Source organism: Ferdinandcohnia sp. Marseille-Q9671, assembly GCF_976954385.1.
Window position 1 is genome coordinate 282,105 of sequence record NZ_CDRJTA010000004.1, and the last position, 15,169, is coordinate 297,273.

The following is a 15,169-nucleotide window of genomic DNA, read 5'->3' on the forward strand; positions in this document are numbered from 1 at the left end:
TCATTACTGACAAGCCCTATTCTCATTAAGCACTTTTTGGTGTAACCCAATTGTAACTACACTCAAGTACGATAAACGCAGAAAGTGTTAGGAGTTTCAAAGCTAAAAAGGGGGAAGGGAAAATTGAAGAAAATCTCATTTCAAAGAATGCTGTTTTTGAGTTTGCTTGCGATGTTAATGATTGTTGCAGCAGCTTGTAGCTCGGATTCTTCTACAACTAAAGAAGAGAATCAAGGTTCGGGAGACTCAGACAAACCGACGGAAGAAGCAAAGGATCCAATCAAAATTGGTGTACTTGCTTCATTAAGCGGGGGGCTAGAGTCGTATGGGAAGCAAACAACACAAGGATTTGAACTAGGACTTGAATATGCAACAGATGGAAAGATGGAGGTAAATGGCCATCCAATCCAATTCGTAGTAGAAGATACTGAAACAAAACCAGAGGTAGCGATTCAAAAAGCGACAAAATTAATAGAAGAAGATGAAGTTGATTTCTTAGTAGGTTCATCGAGCTCAGCGGATACATTAGCAGTGCTACCACTCGCCGAGGAATATGAAAAAATTATGATAGTTGAGCCAGCTGCAGCGGATAGTATTACAGGGGCAGATTGGAATGAGTACATTTTTAGAACTGCCCGAAACTCCTCACAGGATGCAGTAGCAGGTGCTGCAGCAATTGCAAAAGATGGTGTAAAAATTGCGACACTTGCACCAGATTATGCATTTGGTCGTGATGGGGTTGCAGCCTTTAAAGAAGCTGCAGAAAAGTTAGGTGCTGAAATCATCCATGAAGAATATGCCGATCCAGCAGCAACAGACTTTACATCAAATATCCAAAAAATCATTGAAGCAAAGCCAGATTATCTATTCGTAGTATGGGCCGGTGCAAATTCACCATGGAACCAAATTGCGGATATGAAGGTACAGGAAAATGGAATTAAGATTTCTACAGGTGCGCCAGATATTCCAGCGCTTGCAACAATGAATGCATTAGTTGGAATGGAAGGATTCACTGTTTACTACCATGGTCTTCCTAAAAATGAAGTGAATGATTGGTTAGTTGAAAAACATAAGGAAAAATTCAATGGCGAAGTTCCTGACTTGTTTACACCAGGAGGTATGACTGCTGCACTAGCAATTGTTGAGGCAATCAAAAAGACAGATGGAGATACAGATGCACAGAAGCTGATTGAGGCAATGGAAGGAATGAGCTTTAACACACCAAAAGGTGAAATGACCTTCCGCGAAGAAGATCATCAGGCCCTACAAACTCTATATGCCATCCGCTTAGAGAAGGTTGATGGTGTTGATTACCCAGTGCCAGTTTTAATGCGAGAGTTAAGTCCTGAGGAAACAGCACCACCAGTTCGTAACTAAAATACTTACGTGAACTTCGGTAGGAATACTACCGAAGTTTACTGTTAAATAAAGAGGTGAAGTACAGTGACACATATTATTGAAACGAAGGATCTCACTATAGCTTTTGGAGGGCATGTTGCAGTCGATCGTGTTAATTTTACAGTCCCACAGAATCACTTTACATCCATTATTGGTCCAAATGGAGCAGGGAAAACTACTTTTTTTAATTTATTAAGTGGTCAGCTTTTACCAACAAATGGCCAGGTTTTCTTAAAAGGTGAAGATATAACAAAGCTACCCTCAACCGCACGAACAAGAAAAGGAATTGGTCGTTCCTTTCAAATTACGAATGTATTCCCGAATCTAACTGTACTAGAAAATGTTCGGTTAGCTGTACAATCGGAAGCCGGTGTTCGTTACCAAATGTTTACCCACTTTCGCAAATATCGACAATTCGAAGAAAAAGCACTCCACATTTTATCGCTTGTTCTTCTTGATAATAAAGCAGATGCTATTGCAAAAAACTTAGCTCATGGCGAAAAGAGGAAATTAGAGATTGCCATGCTCTTGGCATTGGAGACAGAAGTCCTGTTACTTGATGAACCAACCGCTGGGATGTCTCTTGAAGAGGTTCCTACCATTCTAGAAGTGATAAAAAAGATTAAGTCTGAAGGAAATCGGACAATCATTTTAATTGAGCACAAGATGGATATGATCCTCGACCTTTCCGATAGTGTGGTGGTTTTGTTCAATGGTAGATTGCTAGCCAATGGAACACCTGAGGAGATTATGGACAATGAAACAGTTCAATCAGCGTATTTAGGAGGTTTATACGATGACACTACATCTTAAGGTAGACGGAATTGAGACCTTTATAGATCAGTTTCATATTTTACAGGGTGTGTCGTTTGAGGCAAAAAAAGGAGAAGTTACCGTTTTATTAGGGCGAAACGGTGCAGGTAAAACAACAACACTTCGATCAATCATGGGGCTAAATCCACCCTCAAAAGGAAACATTGAATTCAATAAAGAAAATATTGCGGGACTACCAACCTATCAAATCGCTGCAAAGGGTATTGGGTATGTTCCCGAGGACCAAGGGATATTTGGAGAATTAACAGTGGAAGAAAATATGAGGGTTGCCATAAAAAAAGAAAATGACGAAACAAGGGAACGTCTAGCTTATATTCTCAATCTTTTTCCCGACTTGAAAAAGTTCTGGAAGAGAAAGGGCGGCAACCTAAGTGGTGGGCAGAAACAAATGCTTTCAATTGCAAGAGCCTATGTCAATAACAATGAACTGTTACTAATTGATGAACCAAGTAAGGGCCTTGCACCAATAGTTGTTGAGAAGGTAATGGAGTCCATTCAGGAAATGAAATCAAAAACGACGATTATACTTGTTGAACAAAACTTTTTTATGGCAAGTAACATCGGTGATCACTTTTATATTATTGACGATGGAAGGACTGTTCATCAAGGCAAAATGCAGGAGTTAAGGGAAAATGAACAACTCCGTAAACAATATCTAGGTATCGCTTAATGTGAAAACAAGAGCGATTTTCTCATAGAATAGTAAATTTTGATCGAGGTTTTCGATGTCTAGCTACAGGAGCCTATCGACTAAAGGACATAAACAATCGTTGTTAAAGCATGATCAGCTTTTTCTAGCGCTTGACCTTTTCGTCGATAAGTGGGCACCTTGAGCTTTTCTTGAGATGTGATGAGAGGAGGAGCATAAGTGGATGTATTAATTAATCTAACTGTCAATGGACTTGCAACAGGTATGCTTGTTTTTCTACTTGCGGCAGGATTAACTTTAATTTTTGGACTTATGGATGTCCTTAATTTTGCTCATGGTGGTTTATTTGCCTGGGGAGCATATGCTGGTGTTTGGTCATACTCCATTACTGAAAGTTTTTTACTAGGAATTTTGACAGCACTTATTACCGGATTGATTTTAGGCTTACTAATGGAAATGTTTATCATTACACCTGTATATGGAAACCATATACAACAAATCTTGATAACTCTCGGTGTGATGATTGTCCTTTCTGAAATGCTAAAGGTAGTATGGGGACCAAATCAGTTGAGTGCACAAACACCATCCTATTTAAGTGGGAGCTGGGAGTTTGGGGGAATTATCTTAATCAAGTATCGCTTGTTTATTATTACGATTGGGTTCCTCGTTTTCTTCCTGATTTATTATATTTTAAAAAATACAAAAATCGGGTTAGTTGTTCGAGCTGGAGTTATTAACAAGGAAATGGTGCAAGCATTAGGTATTAATATTAAACGAATTTTTATGCTTGTTTTCATGGTGGGAGCTGCAATGGCTGCCCTTGGTGGGGTGTTGCTTGGTCCCTATTCTGGCCAAATTTATGCGGAAATGGGAATGGAATTTGCAATACTTGCCTTTATAGTTGTTGTCATTGGTGGTATGGGAAGTATTACGGGCTCACTATTTGCAGCTATTTTAGTAGGTTTATCAGGTTCGTTTATGGCTTACTATGTCCCGGAATTATCACTAGCAGTGAATATGCTTCTGATGGCGGTCGTGTTAATTTTTAGACCACAAGGATTATTCGGTGTAAAGGGGTGAGGAAATGAAGCTACTCAATCAATCTTCAAAAGCCACTATCGTATATAGTGCGTTCGCAGTATTCCTAGTATGTTACCCATTTATTAACGACACAAGGAGTATATTAATTTTATTTACACAGATATTTATTTTCGCTGTTTTTGCCATGAGCTATGATATATTACTAGGTTTTACAGGCATCGTTTCATTTGGGCACGCCATGTTTTTTGGGATAGGTGCATATACAACGGGAATTCTCTTAAAGCGTTTTGAGCCTACACTTACAACATTCATACTTTCCATTCTTATCGGAATCGTCCTTTCAGCCATATTAAGTTATATTGTGGGATTACTTTCGTTACGACTAAAAAGTCACTTTTATGCCATGCTTACTCTAGCATTTTCAGGATTACTTTTAGTGGTTGCAGAAAAATGGAGGTCACTAACGGCTGGGAATGATGGATTTACCTTCCGCATTCCAGATATTTTGAAAGACCGCTTGACTCTTTACTTTGTGACCTTGGCTTTAATGATTGTTGTTTTTTTACTGTTAAAAAGATTCACAGAATCTCCACTGGGTCGTGTGCTACAAGCCATTCGTGAAAATGAGCCTAGAACAGAGTCTCTTGGATACAATGTCATTCACTATAAAATTATTGCAAGTGTAGTAGCGGGGATTATTGCAAGTATCTCAGGGTCGATGTATGTACTTACGCTTCGGTTCGTAAATACATCTGTTTTTGCACTAGATGTTACGTTAGATGCTCTTCTCATGACGATTATCGGTGGAGTCGGAACCCTCGTTGGGGCAATAATTGGTGCGGGATTAATTGAATTTGCACATCACTGGTTAACAGGTCTTACCAAGGTTCACTGGATATTTGAACGCTGGATGATCTTCTTTGGAATCTTATATATAGTAGTTGTTATGTTCTTCCCGATGGGAATAGTTGGTACAGTGAAGTCTTGGTTTTCAAAAAGAAGAAAAAAAAAGAATGAGGTTGACAAGGATAAAAAATTGGCTGGTTAAGGAGAGAGGGTCATGAATGAAAATCAACCCATTACTTCATTCGTTGTCCGATGTTCCCTTATTCAAGTAGATGATAAGACGATGAAAAAGCAATGGCGTATAAAGGTAAGTCATGTTCAGGGAGAGAACGAGGTAGTTGTTACTGATATGGATGATGCGATACGTTTTATGAAACGTGTAATAGAGGAGTGACAAGCTTTGCAAACTGTTGGAATAATTAGTACTGGTATTTACCTTCCTAACGAGTTTCTCACTGCTGAAGATATCTCAAAAAAATCAGGAATTTCAAAGGAAGTTGTTGAAACAAAGCTAGGGATACTAAGAAAGCCAATCCCGGGGCCAAACGACCATACATGTGAAATGGGTATAAAAGCAGCAAGAGAAGCAATTCAAAAGGCATTCATTGATCCGTTAGATATAGATTTGATTCTTTATATAGGAGAAGAACACAAGGAATATCCTTTATGGACAGCTGCAATAAAAATGCAGCAGGAGCTAGGAGCAACAAATGCATGGGGATTTGATGTCGCTATGCGTTGTGGAACCACAATTATGGCTTTAAAAGTTGCAAATGACATGATGAAATCGGATGACTCCATTAAAACCGTTTTAGTAGCTGGCGGTTATCGTAATGTTGATTTTATTGATTACGAGAATCCAAGAACACGTTTTATGTATAATCTTGGTGCAGGTGGAGGTGCCATACTTTTACAAAAGGGAGTCTCTAAAAATCACGTGCTCGAAAGTCATATTATAACAGATGGGGCTTTTTCAGAAGATGTAGTCGTGGTAGCAGGAGGAACAAAGCATCCAATTACAAAAGATGCCCTTGACCAAAAATTAAATATGCTTGATGTTCTTGATCCAGTAGGTATGAAACAGCGGCTTGAAGAGAAATCAATGCGAAATTTCCTCCAAGTCATTCGTATAGCAGTTAAAAAAAGCGGCTATACAGAGGCAGATATAGATTACTTAGGAATTCTTCATATGAAAAGATCTGCCCATGACTATGTTTTAAAGGAATTAGGACTATCAGAAGATCAGTCTATTTATTTAAATGAATTTGGGCATATTGGACAAATAGATCAAATACTTTCTATGGAATTAGCGGTAAAAAACGGTAAAATAAAGGAAGGGGATCTTATTGTCTTAGTAAGTGCAGGTATCGGTTACGCGTGGGGTGCCACGGTACTAAAATGGGGGGATTGTTAATGTCTGCTATTGAGTTGAAATCTGTCAAACTAGCAAATGGAGAAACATTAGGCTATCGTGAGCGTGAAGGTGGCGAAAAAGTTGTTTTGTTGATTCATGGTAATATGACCTCATCAAAGCATTGGGATGTTGTAATCGAAAATTTTGAGAGCGATTACAAAGTATATGCGGTTGATATGAGAGGTTTTGGAATATCAACTTATTACAAGCCTGTTCAATCAATCAAGGATTTTTCAGATGATATCAAACTCTTTGTTGATGAGGTAGGGTTAGAAAATTTTGTAATTGTAGGATGGTCAACTGGTGGAGCAGTAGGGATGCAGTTTGTTGCAGATTATCCAGGTTATTGCACAAAGTTATTATTACTTGCGTCAGCATCAACAAGAGGCTATCCATTCTTCGGTCTTGGTACAGATGGAAAGATGGATTTTTCAAACCGCTTGAAGTCATTAGATGATATTCAAAAAGACTTAGCACGAACCATCCCAATCCAAACTGCCTATGATACAAGAAATAAGGATGTACTAAAAGCAATTTGGAACGCAGCAATTTATACAAAAAATCAACCGGATGAGGCTCATTATGATGAGTATTTGGAGGATATGATGACACAGCGAAACCTTGCTGACGTTTATTATTCATTAAATACGTTCAATATTAGTCATCACCATAATGGTTTAACAGAGGGCACAGGGCAGGTTGATGGCATAACGATTCCCGTTTTAGTAATGCGTGGTGATAGGGACTTTGTTGTACTCGAAAATATGGCCAAGGAAATATTGGAGGATTTAGGAGATAACGCCACATTTGTTGAATTGCAAGACTGTGGACATTCCCCATTAATAGACAACCTAGATCTAGTACTGCGTGAAATGCATACATTCATAGAACAAAAGGAGCTAGCAAAATGAGATTAAAGGATAAGGTTGCAATTATTACTGGAGCTGCTAATGGATTAGGATTAGAAGCTGCTATTACATTTGTTCGTGAGGGTGCAAATGTTGCGCTAGTAGACTATGACACTACTGGTACAGAACGAGCGAAAGAGTTAAAAGAACAAGGAGCTGATGTTGAGTTTTTCCAGGTAGATGTTGCAAATAGAGAAAGCGTTGATCAGATGGTTGATGCTGTAATGAACCACTTTGGAAAGATTGATATATTGATTAATAACGCGGGCATTACACGCGATGGAATGCTGACAAAGCTGTCCCAAGAAGATTTCCAAAAGGTAATTGATGTTAATGTAACGGGTGTATTTAATTGTACACAATCCGTTGTTCCACATATGATAGCTAACGGAAAAGGTAAGATTGTAAGTACATCTTCAGTTACTGGTGTATATGGAAATGTTGGTCAAACGAATTATGCTGCATCAAAGGCAGCTGTTGTCGGCATGACGAAAACATGGGCAAAGGAACTCGGAAGAAAGGGCATTAATGTAAATGCTGTTGTGCCAGGCTTTATTGAAACAAGTATGGTAGCCACAATTCCGGAAAAGGTCGTCAATCAAATGAAGCAAATGATTCCATTACAAAGACTTGGAAAGCCCTCAGACATTGCAAATGCCTATTTATTCTTATCATCAGATGAATCAGATTATGTGAACGGAACAACTTTACACGTCGATGGCGGTATAATGATGTAAATTGAGATAGGGGGTGTTCGGAAAGACAAAGACTTTCTGAACACCCCCTTTTTGCTTATATTTTGATGAAGGACAAAACGAAGTGGAAAAGAGCCAGAAAAGTTCTTCATAACCTCGATGAAGGACAAAACAGAGCAATAGCGAAGTCAAAATGTCTTTCATAATCCATATGAGTGCATGAATCAAAATGCAATAATAAAACCAGTCAAGGTCATACAAATCCCCAATACTCATGCCCCTAAATTTCTTGTAACTTCGATGTAACTCCCCTCATCTATAGTAGTAATAGAATTAAGTGACGTAAGGAGAGATAGTTGTGAGGTGGGAACTAGATTGGATTGCAAATCGGGCTCGACTATCACCTGATTCAATTGCTGTTGTGGATGGAGAAACAGGTAACCGTTTTACATTTCATGATTTAAATAAGCGCTCTACAAATATAGGGAATTATTTTAAGTCAATTGGAATACAAAAAGGGGATCGGGTTGCACTAATGTCTCCTAATGATGTTAGTTATTTTGATTTTCTATTTGCTTGTGGAAAAATCGGTGCAATTTTTGTACCATTAAATTGGAGATTATCTAGCTCGGAAATCGAGTATATATTGTTGGACTCATCTCCCAACTTGATTGCTTTGTCAAGTGGATTAGAGGATTTAATACGAAATAAAGAAACAAAGAAAAAACTTAAAGTAGATTCCGAGGAGTATCATAACCTTGCGAGTGGTGAAATTGATTTTTTTGAATCAGCAGAACACATTACTGAAAATGATCCGTTAGCCATTATATATACAGGTGGGACAACTGGCAAACCAAAGGGAGTTGTGCTTTCCCATCAGTCCATTATCTGGAATGGTTTGAATACAATCTTAAGCTGGAATCTATCCGCAGAAGATGTGACATTAACCTATATGCCCATGTTCCACACCGGGGGCTTGAACGCCTTATCGATTCCCATTTTAATGATGGGAGGCAAGGTTGTTATTGCGAGGAACTTTGAACCGACGCGTGCAATCCAGATCATAAATCAAGAGGAATGTACAATCGTACTATTAGTACCGACCATGTATCATATGATGGTTAATAGTCCAACATTCAAAGATATAACTTTCCCAACTATGCATACTTTCTTATCTGGAGGTGCGCCATGTCCTCTTGAAATTTACCAAGCGTTTGAGGAAAAGGGTTTATCCTTTAAAGAAGGTTATGGCTTGACAGAGGCGGGGCCAAATAATTTCTATATTGATCCGAAAATTTCAAGGTTTCGAAGAGGATCTGTTGGTAAAGCGATGTTTTTTAATGATGTGAAAATTGTCTCACCGGAAGGGATGGAAGTAGAACCTGGGGAAGTCGGAGAACTAGTAATTCGAGGAAAACATGTTTTTCACCATTATTGGAACAATCCTAATGCCACAAAGGAAGCGTACCAGGATGGATGGTTGTATACAGGTGATTTAGCGAAGTGTGATAAGGAAGGATATCATTATATTGTAGGTAGGAAAAAAGAGATGATCATCTCTGGAGGTGAAAATGTTTATCCATTAGAGGTGGAGCAGTGTATTAGCAAACATCCAGCCATTAATGAGGTGGCAGTGATAGGTGTCCCACACGAGAAATGGGGTGAAATGGTAGTAGCTGTTGTATCGCTAAAGTCATGTCAACATGTCTCAAAAAAAGAAATAACGGAGTTCTGTAAATCGAAAATAGGTAAATATAAGGTTCCAAAAGAATTTATTTTCGTAAAGGACATACCAAAAACACATGTTGGTAAGATTGATAAAAACCATCTGCAAAAAACATATGAAAATCTGGTGGGTTAACTAGTTCAAATAAAATGTGATGGTAAAAGACTACTAAATTGATTATGTAGTCTTTTTTGATTTGTTACATATGAATAATAGAAATGTTTTTTAAGTAAGAAAAAAGTTATTTAAAGAAAGTTTACAATTTAAGGGCTAAATCTTAACGTTTGTTGGTTGAAATTTACTTAAGTTCGTATTCTGGGGGATAATTAGTGTGGAAATAGCATTTAATTTTCGTGAATGGTGTTGACTGAATTCTCTAGAAACAGTATCTTATAATAGTAAAGATTTACTAATCTACTAATAAAAGGGGAGAAATTCGTGAAAAAGGACATGGTAAGAAAGATACTATCGTTCGTATTTGTTTTTAGTTTACTAGTACCTACTACTCTAGTAAACTTTGCACCTACTGTAAGTGCAGCAGTAGAAAGTGGCAGTGTAACTGAAGATGCTTTTGACTTAACAATCATGCATACAAATGATACACACGCAGCACTAAAGGACATGCCGAAAACGGTAACTGCTGTAAAAGAAGTAAGAGCTAGTAATCCTAATTCACTACTACTTCATGCAGGGGATGCATTTACAGGAACACTATATTTCAATGAGTTCCAAGGCGAAGCAGATTTAGCAATGATGAATTTAATGGGCTTTGATGCCATGACTTTTGGTAATCATGAATTTGACTTAGGGTCTTCATCGGAAGGCCATCAAGCATTGGTTAACTTTATCAAGGGTGCAAAATTCCCATTTGTAAGTGCAAACGTAGATTTTTCAAAAGATGATAAATTTGACGGACTATTTTCTGATTCTATCGTAGCACAACCCGAAAACGGTAACATTTACAATGGGATTATCAAGGAGGTTAATGGCGAAAAGGTTGGAATCTTTGGTTTAACAACAGAAGAAACACAAGATATTTCCAGTCCTGGCTCCATTACATTTGAAAATTACATTGAAGAAGCTAAAAAGGCTGTACAAGCTTTCGAGGCTCAAGGTGTGAATAGAATAATTGCATTAACTCATATTGGGTATGACGATAATGCAGCAATTGATAACGACTTACAATTAGCTGAACAAGTAGAAGGTATTGATGTAATTGTTGGTGGACATAGTCATACAGCATTAGATGTACCAGTAGTTGTAAAGAAAGATGCTACACAGACAATAATTGTTCAAACCGGTAATGCAAATAGTAATTTAGGTGTTTTACACATTAACTTCGATGATAATGGTGTAGTAGAGTCTCATAATGGTAGATTAGTTGAAATCGGCGATCAAGAGGCTGATGTTACAGCGACAGAAGTACTAGCACCATTTAGCGACAAAGTTAATGAAGTTGCTCAAGAAGAAATTGGAGTATCAACTCCAGTTGAGTTGGAAAATCCACGTACTGACGGAGATAATACAAAACCAAGTGTACGTAAAAACGAAACTATTTTAGGAAACTTGATTACAGATGGAATGCTTCAAAAAGCGAAAGAATCCACTGACAAGAATGTCATTATGGCATTGCAAAACGGTGGTGGAATCCGTGCTGCTATTGACGCTGGACCAATTACTGTTGGTGAGGTAATTACTGTACTTCCATTTGCTAATACGTTAGCTACCATGGATGTAACAGGTGCTGAATTGAAAGAGGCGATGGAAATTTCGGTAAAGAATTACCCAGAAGAAAATGGCGGATTTTTACATGTTGCAGGCGGTAAAGTTACATTTGATTCCACGAAACCAGCAGGAGAACGCGTCGTATCTATAGGCTATTATGATGAAAAAGGTATTCTTGTAGAAGTACTAGATGATAGTATCTACACTGTAGCTACCAACGCTTTTACCGCTAAAGGTGGAGACGGCTATGATGTATTTGCAACAGTATATGAAGATGGACGTGTAACTGATTTAGGTCTTTCAGATTGGGAAAACTTCGGTGAACATTTAGTGAGCCTTGGAAGTAATGGAATACCAACTAAGGTTGAAGGCAGAATCGTTGATTTAGCATTCAATTTAACGGTTATGCACACAAATGATACACATGCAGCCCTTGACGATATGCCGAAAACAGTAACTGCAGTGAAGCAGGTTAGAGCGGAGAATCCCGAAGCCCTACTTTTACATGCTGGAGATGCATTTACTGGAACACTCTATTTCAATGAGTTCCAAGGTAAGGCAGATTTAGCAATGATGAACTTACTGAAATTTGATGCAATGACATTTGGTAACCATGAGTTTGACTTAGGTTCTTCTACTGAAGGTCATCAAGCATTGGTTGACTTTATCAAGAATGCACAATTCCCATTCGTAAGTGCAAACGTTGATTTCTCAAACGATACTAAATTCAATGGATTATTTAATGATACAATTTCATCTGATAGTAAAAATGGTCAAATTTATAATGGAATTATCAAAGAAGTAAACGGTGAAAAAGTCGGAATCTTTGGTTTAACAACAGAAGAAACAGTTGATATTTCAAGTCCAGATTCCATCGCATTTCAAAACTATCTTACAGAAGCAAAGAAAGCTGTTCAATCTTTCGAAGCACAAGGTGTCAACAAGATTATTGCTGTAACACATATTGGATACGATGATAATGCAGCAGTAGACAATGACCTAATTCTTGCAAAGGAAGTAGAAGGCATTGACGTTATCGTTGGAGGACACAGCCATACAGCCTTAGAAGAACCAGTTGTAATTGAGGGTGAAACTCCAACTGTTATCGTCCAAACTGGAAATGCAAATAGCAATTTAGGCGTTCTAGATGTTTTATTTAATGCGAATGGTGTAGTAACTGCACATGCTGGGGAATTGATTGCAATCGGCGATCAGGAGGCTGATCCAGAAGCAGCAGAAGTATTAGCACCATTTAAAGCAGCTGTTGATAAAGTTGCTCAAGAAGAAATTGGTGTATCAACTCCGATTGAGTTAGAAAATCCACGTACAAATGGCGATAATACAAAACCAAGTGTACGTAAAAACGAAACAATCTTAGGAAACTTGATTACGGACGGAATGCTTGAAAAGGCAAGAAGTTTTACAGGGAAAAATGTAGTTATGGCATTGCAAAATGGCGGCGGTATTCGTTCTGCAATCAATGCTGGCCCAATTACAGTCGGTGAAGTAATTACAGTATTACCATTCGGTAATACGTTAGCTACCATGGAATTAACAGGTGCTGAGTTAAAAGAAGCGTTTGAAATTTCGGTAAGCAAATATCCAGAAGAAAATGGTGGATATTTACATGTGGCTGGTGGTAGGGTAGAATTCGATTCTTCCAAACCAGCAGGAGAACGCGTTGTTGAAGTATACATCAAAGATGAGAAGGGTAGCTTTGTCGCAGTCGATGATAAAACTACGTACATCATTGCAACAAATGCGTTCACAGCTAAAGGCGGAGACGGCTATGATGTATTCGCCAAAGCGTATGAAGAAGGACGTGTAACTGACTTAGGTCTTTCGGATTGGGAAAACTTCCGTGAACATTTAGTAAGCCTTGGAAGTGAAGGAATACCAACTAAGATTGAAGGCAGATATGTTGATACTGATGCAATACCAGATGAAGTAGTTCCAACACCTGGTGAGGAGAAACCAACTCCAGGTGAAGAAAAACCTGAAAAACCTCAAGTAACTCCAGATGATGAGAAAGAAACACAAGATTCGGAAGAGGGCAAAAAACTACCAATTACAGCAACAAATACGTTTAATATGCTAGTGGTAGGACTTATGCTAATCCTTGTTGCAGTCGGACTAATTTACTTTAACAGAAAAAAAACTTCACAACAAAACTAGTTAAGGTAAGCACAGGCCATAGAACTTGTTTCTATGGCTTTTCTAATGAAAAGATAATATTTTTAAAGTTAAATTGATTACTAAAGGAGATTTAGAGTGAAATGTTGAATTACTACCTTAGTAAAAATAAGGGAGTCATTTAAATGATTACATATAATCTACTAAAAGGAAGCAAAGTACAACTTGTACGATTTAAAGAAGAAGATGTACCCACAATTGTCAGTTGGTATGAAGACCAAGAGTTTTTACGAAATTTAGATACTTTACCATCCTTTCCTAAACATCCATCTACGTTTAAGGAATGGGTGGACCAAAAAAATGAGAATGCATTTGTATTTGGAATAAAAAATTTAGTGACTAATCAATTAGTTGGTTTTGTAGACATCGACAGTATTATGTGGCCTCATCGAAATGCATGGCTAGCGATTGCTATTGGTGGCGAAGGAAACCGGAATAAAGGGATAGGATACGAAGCGATGCGTCTAGTTTTAGATTTTGCATTTCAGGAACTCAATCTATACAGAATTCAATTAACGGTATTTGAGTATAATGAAAGAGCGATTGCTTTATATGAAAAACTTGGATTTGTACGAGAAGGCACTTCAAGAAAATTTTTAGAACGTGACGGAAAACGATTTGATATGTATTCCTATGGTCTCTTAAAGCATGAATGGGAAGTAAAGAATAAGTAGCAATAAAATCCACAGAAGTGAATGTACTCTTCTGTGGATTTTTCTTGATTAGCCTTTTTCGTAATTAAGATCCCAAATAATGCCGAACTGGTCCTTTACTTTTGCATATTTTGCACCCCAAAATGTATCCTGCAGCTCCATTGACACAGAACCATTTTGACTTAGTAGATTATAGACTTTTGTAATTTCTTCTTCACTTTCAAATTCAAGTGTTAGAGAAATATGATTCCCAACAGTCACTTCTTGACCTGGAAATGTGTCGGAAAACATAAGGTACAGATCGTCTTTTTTATACTTAGCATGTATGATGCGATTATCAGCTTCTGGTGGAGTTGGATAATCAGCTTCACCGAAGGTTTGAATTTCTATAATATCCCCATCAAATGTATCCTTATAAAATTCCAAAGCTTCCCTTGCATTACCATCAAATATTAAATAAGGTGTTGCTTGCCCTTTCATATTAAACACTCCTTTTTTCATTAGTTTAATACCAAATTCTAGGATTTCTTTTTCTTGAAGTATGCATACATCTTTGTATAAATTTTCCTTTAAACCTATTATAATGAAAGAAACTAAAAAATACAAGAACAAACGTTCTTGTAAAAGAGGTAGAATATGAAAATAAGAAAGCTTATCCCAGAAGAAGCACATGCGTACTGGGAATTAAGGTTGAAGGCGCTCAAAACAGAGCCAAATGCATTTTTGGTCACATATGAAGAGGAAAAGGAAAAGGAAAATCCTATCAGACAATATGAAAAAAGTTTTCAGTCAGTGGACTTTCAAACCTTAGGGGCATTCGAAGATGGTAGTTTGATTGGTACGGTGACCTTAATAAGGGAAACGCGAGCAAAAATAAGACATAGAGCAAATATAGTGGCAATGTATGTTGATGAACTACATAGGGGAAAGGGAGTTGCGAAAGCTTTATTAGAAGAGGCTATAAAAAAACTTACTAACTCCTATACTATCATTGCATTTACCCAGCTTATATAGCTGGGACTTTTTTTACCTAAGAAAAATATGTCAATTTATGTCTTGCTAAAAAAGAAGTAGTCACTTATTATTA

At 37.6% G+C, this 15,169-nt stretch carries 14 protein-coding genes; 13 read left to right on the forward strand and 1 reads right to left on the reverse strand.

The genetic code is table 11. The features are described from left to right. Positions 1-171: 171 nt before the first annotated feature. From ACWNMY_RS16640 to ACWNMY_RS16695, 12 genes are all read left to right on the forward strand, one after another. Positions 172-1,377: a substrate-binding domain-containing protein gene (locus ACWNMY_RS16640; RefSeq protein WP_449540471.1), complete on the forward strand. Its 1,206-nt coding sequence runs from the start codon at positions 172-174 to the stop codon at positions 1,375-1,377. Between the two features lie 66 nt (positions 1,378-1,443). After that, positions 1,444-2,211, forward strand: coding sequence for an ABC transporter ATP-binding protein (locus tag ACWNMY_RS16645; protein ID WP_449539379.1), 768 nt, complete (start codon positions 1,444-1,446; stop codon positions 2,209-2,211). Further along, positions 2,195-2,902 (forward strand): ABC transporter ATP-binding protein, encoded by a 708-nt coding sequence (locus tag ACWNMY_RS16650; protein ID WP_449539380.1) that lies wholly within the window; start codon positions 2,195-2,197, stop codon positions 2,900-2,902. The genes ACWNMY_RS16645 and ACWNMY_RS16650 overlap by 17 nt, the downstream gene beginning before the upstream one ends. A gap of 198 nt (positions 2,903-3,100) precedes the next feature. Beyond that, positions 3,101-3,961, forward strand: coding sequence for a branched-chain amino acid ABC transporter permease (locus tag ACWNMY_RS16655; protein WP_449539381.1), 861 nt, complete (start codon positions 3,101-3,103; stop codon positions 3,959-3,961). A gap of 4 nt (positions 3,962-3,965) precedes the next feature. Continuing rightward, positions 3,966-4,970 carry a branched-chain amino acid ABC transporter permease gene (locus ACWNMY_RS16660; RefSeq protein ID WP_449539382.1) on the forward strand — a complete coding sequence of 335 codons (1,005 nt, stop codon included), beginning with the start codon at positions 3,966-3,968 and terminating at the stop codon, positions 4,968-4,970. 12 nt (positions 4,971-4,982) lie between these two features. Then, positions 4,983-5,162, forward strand: a complete 180-nt coding sequence (locus ACWNMY_RS16665; RefSeq protein WP_449539383.1) for a hypothetical protein — start codon at positions 4,983-4,985, stop codon at positions 5,160-5,162. Between the two features lie 6 nt (positions 5,163-5,168). Next, the gene (locus ACWNMY_RS16670) at positions 5,169-6,182 is read left to right on the forward strand and encodes a 3-oxoacyl-ACP synthase (protein WP_449539384.1); all 1,014 of its coding nucleotides are present in this window, start codon (positions 5,169-5,171) and stop codon (positions 6,180-6,182) included. Then, positions 6,182-7,093: an intracellular short-chain-length polyhydroxyalkanoate depolymerase gene (gene phaZ / locus ACWNMY_RS16675; protein ID WP_449539385.1), complete on the forward strand. Its 912-nt coding sequence runs from the start codon at positions 6,182-6,184 to the stop codon at positions 7,091-7,093. Before ACWNMY_RS16670 ends, phaZ begins: the two co-directional genes overlap by 1 nt. Next, positions 7,090-7,827, forward strand: coding sequence for a 3-oxoacyl-ACP reductase FabG (gene fabG, locus ACWNMY_RS16680; protein WP_449539386.1), 738 nt, complete (start codon positions 7,090-7,092; stop codon positions 7,825-7,827). Before phaZ ends, fabG begins: the two co-directional genes overlap by 4 nt. A gap of 316 nt (positions 7,828-8,143) precedes the next feature. After that, positions 8,144-9,646 (forward strand): acyl-CoA synthetase, encoded by a 1,503-nt coding sequence (locus ACWNMY_RS16685; protein ID WP_449539387.1) that lies wholly within the window; start codon positions 8,144-8,146, stop codon positions 9,644-9,646. A gap of 450 nt (positions 9,647-10,096) precedes the next feature. Then, positions 10,097-13,411 (forward strand): 5'-nucleotidase C-terminal domain-containing protein, encoded by a 3,315-nt coding sequence (locus ACWNMY_RS16690; protein ID WP_449540472.1) that lies wholly within the window; start codon positions 10,097-10,099, stop codon positions 13,409-13,411. 143 nt (positions 13,412-13,554) lie between these two features. Further along, positions 13,555-14,103 carry a GNAT family N-acetyltransferase gene (locus ACWNMY_RS16695; protein WP_449539388.1) on the forward strand — a complete coding sequence of 183 codons (549 nt, stop codon included), beginning with the start codon at positions 13,555-13,557 and terminating at the stop codon, positions 14,101-14,103. A 48-nt stretch (positions 14,104-14,151) separates the two neighbouring features. Here the strand turns inward: ACWNMY_RS16695 and ACWNMY_RS16700 are convergent, their stop codons facing one another. Further along, positions 14,152-14,562 carry a VOC family protein gene (locus tag ACWNMY_RS16700; RefSeq protein WP_449539389.1) on the reverse strand — a complete coding sequence of 137 codons (411 nt, stop codon included), beginning with the start codon at positions 14,560-14,562 and terminating at the stop codon, positions 14,152-14,154. 156 nt (positions 14,563-14,718) lie between these two features. On the opposite strand from ACWNMY_RS16700, the gene ACWNMY_RS16705 reads away from it, so the two are divergent. Then, entirely contained in the window at positions 14,719-15,096 is a 378-nt protein-coding gene (locus ACWNMY_RS16705; protein ID WP_449539390.1) for a GNAT family N-acetyltransferase, read from the forward strand. The last annotated feature ends 73 nt before the right edge of the window (positions 15,097-15,169 follow it).

Bases quoted from the DNA above. Each gene is read 5' to 3' on its own strand.
- ACWNMY_RS16695 (WP_449539388.1), top strand. From the start codon at position 13,555: ATGATTACATATAATCTACTAAAAGGAAGCAAAGTACAACTTGTACGA.
- ACWNMY_RS16705 (WP_449539390.1), top strand. From the start codon at position 14,719: ATGAAAATAAGAAAGCTTATCCCAGAAGAAGCACATGCGTACTGGGAA.
- ACWNMY_RS16650 (WP_449539380.1), top strand. From the start codon at position 2,195: ATGACACTACATCTTAAGGTAGACGGAATTGAGACCTTTATAGATCAG.
- ACWNMY_RS16700 (WP_449539389.1), bottom strand. From the start codon at position 14,562: ATGAAAGGGCAAGCAACACCTTATTTAATATTTGATGGTAATGCAAGG.
- fabG (WP_449539386.1), top strand. From the start codon at position 7,090: ATGAGATTAAAGGATAAGGTTGCAATTATTACTGGAGCTGCTAATGGA.
- ACWNMY_RS16665 (WP_449539383.1), top strand. From the start codon at position 4,983: ATGAATGAAAATCAACCCATTACTTCATTCGTTGTCCGATGTTCCCTT.
- ACWNMY_RS16690 (WP_449540472.1), top strand. From the start codon at position 10,097: ATGCATACAAATGATACACACGCAGCACTAAAGGACATGCCGAAAACG.
- phaZ (WP_449539385.1), top strand. From the start codon at position 6,182: ATGTCTGCTATTGAGTTGAAATCTGTCAAACTAGCAAATGGAGAAACA.
- ACWNMY_RS16640 (WP_449540471.1), top strand. From the start codon at position 172: ATGTTAATGATTGTTGCAGCAGCTTGTAGCTCGGATTCTTCTACAACT.
- ACWNMY_RS16660 (WP_449539382.1), top strand. From the start codon at position 3,966: ATGAAGCTACTCAATCAATCTTCAAAAGCCACTATCGTATATAGTGCG.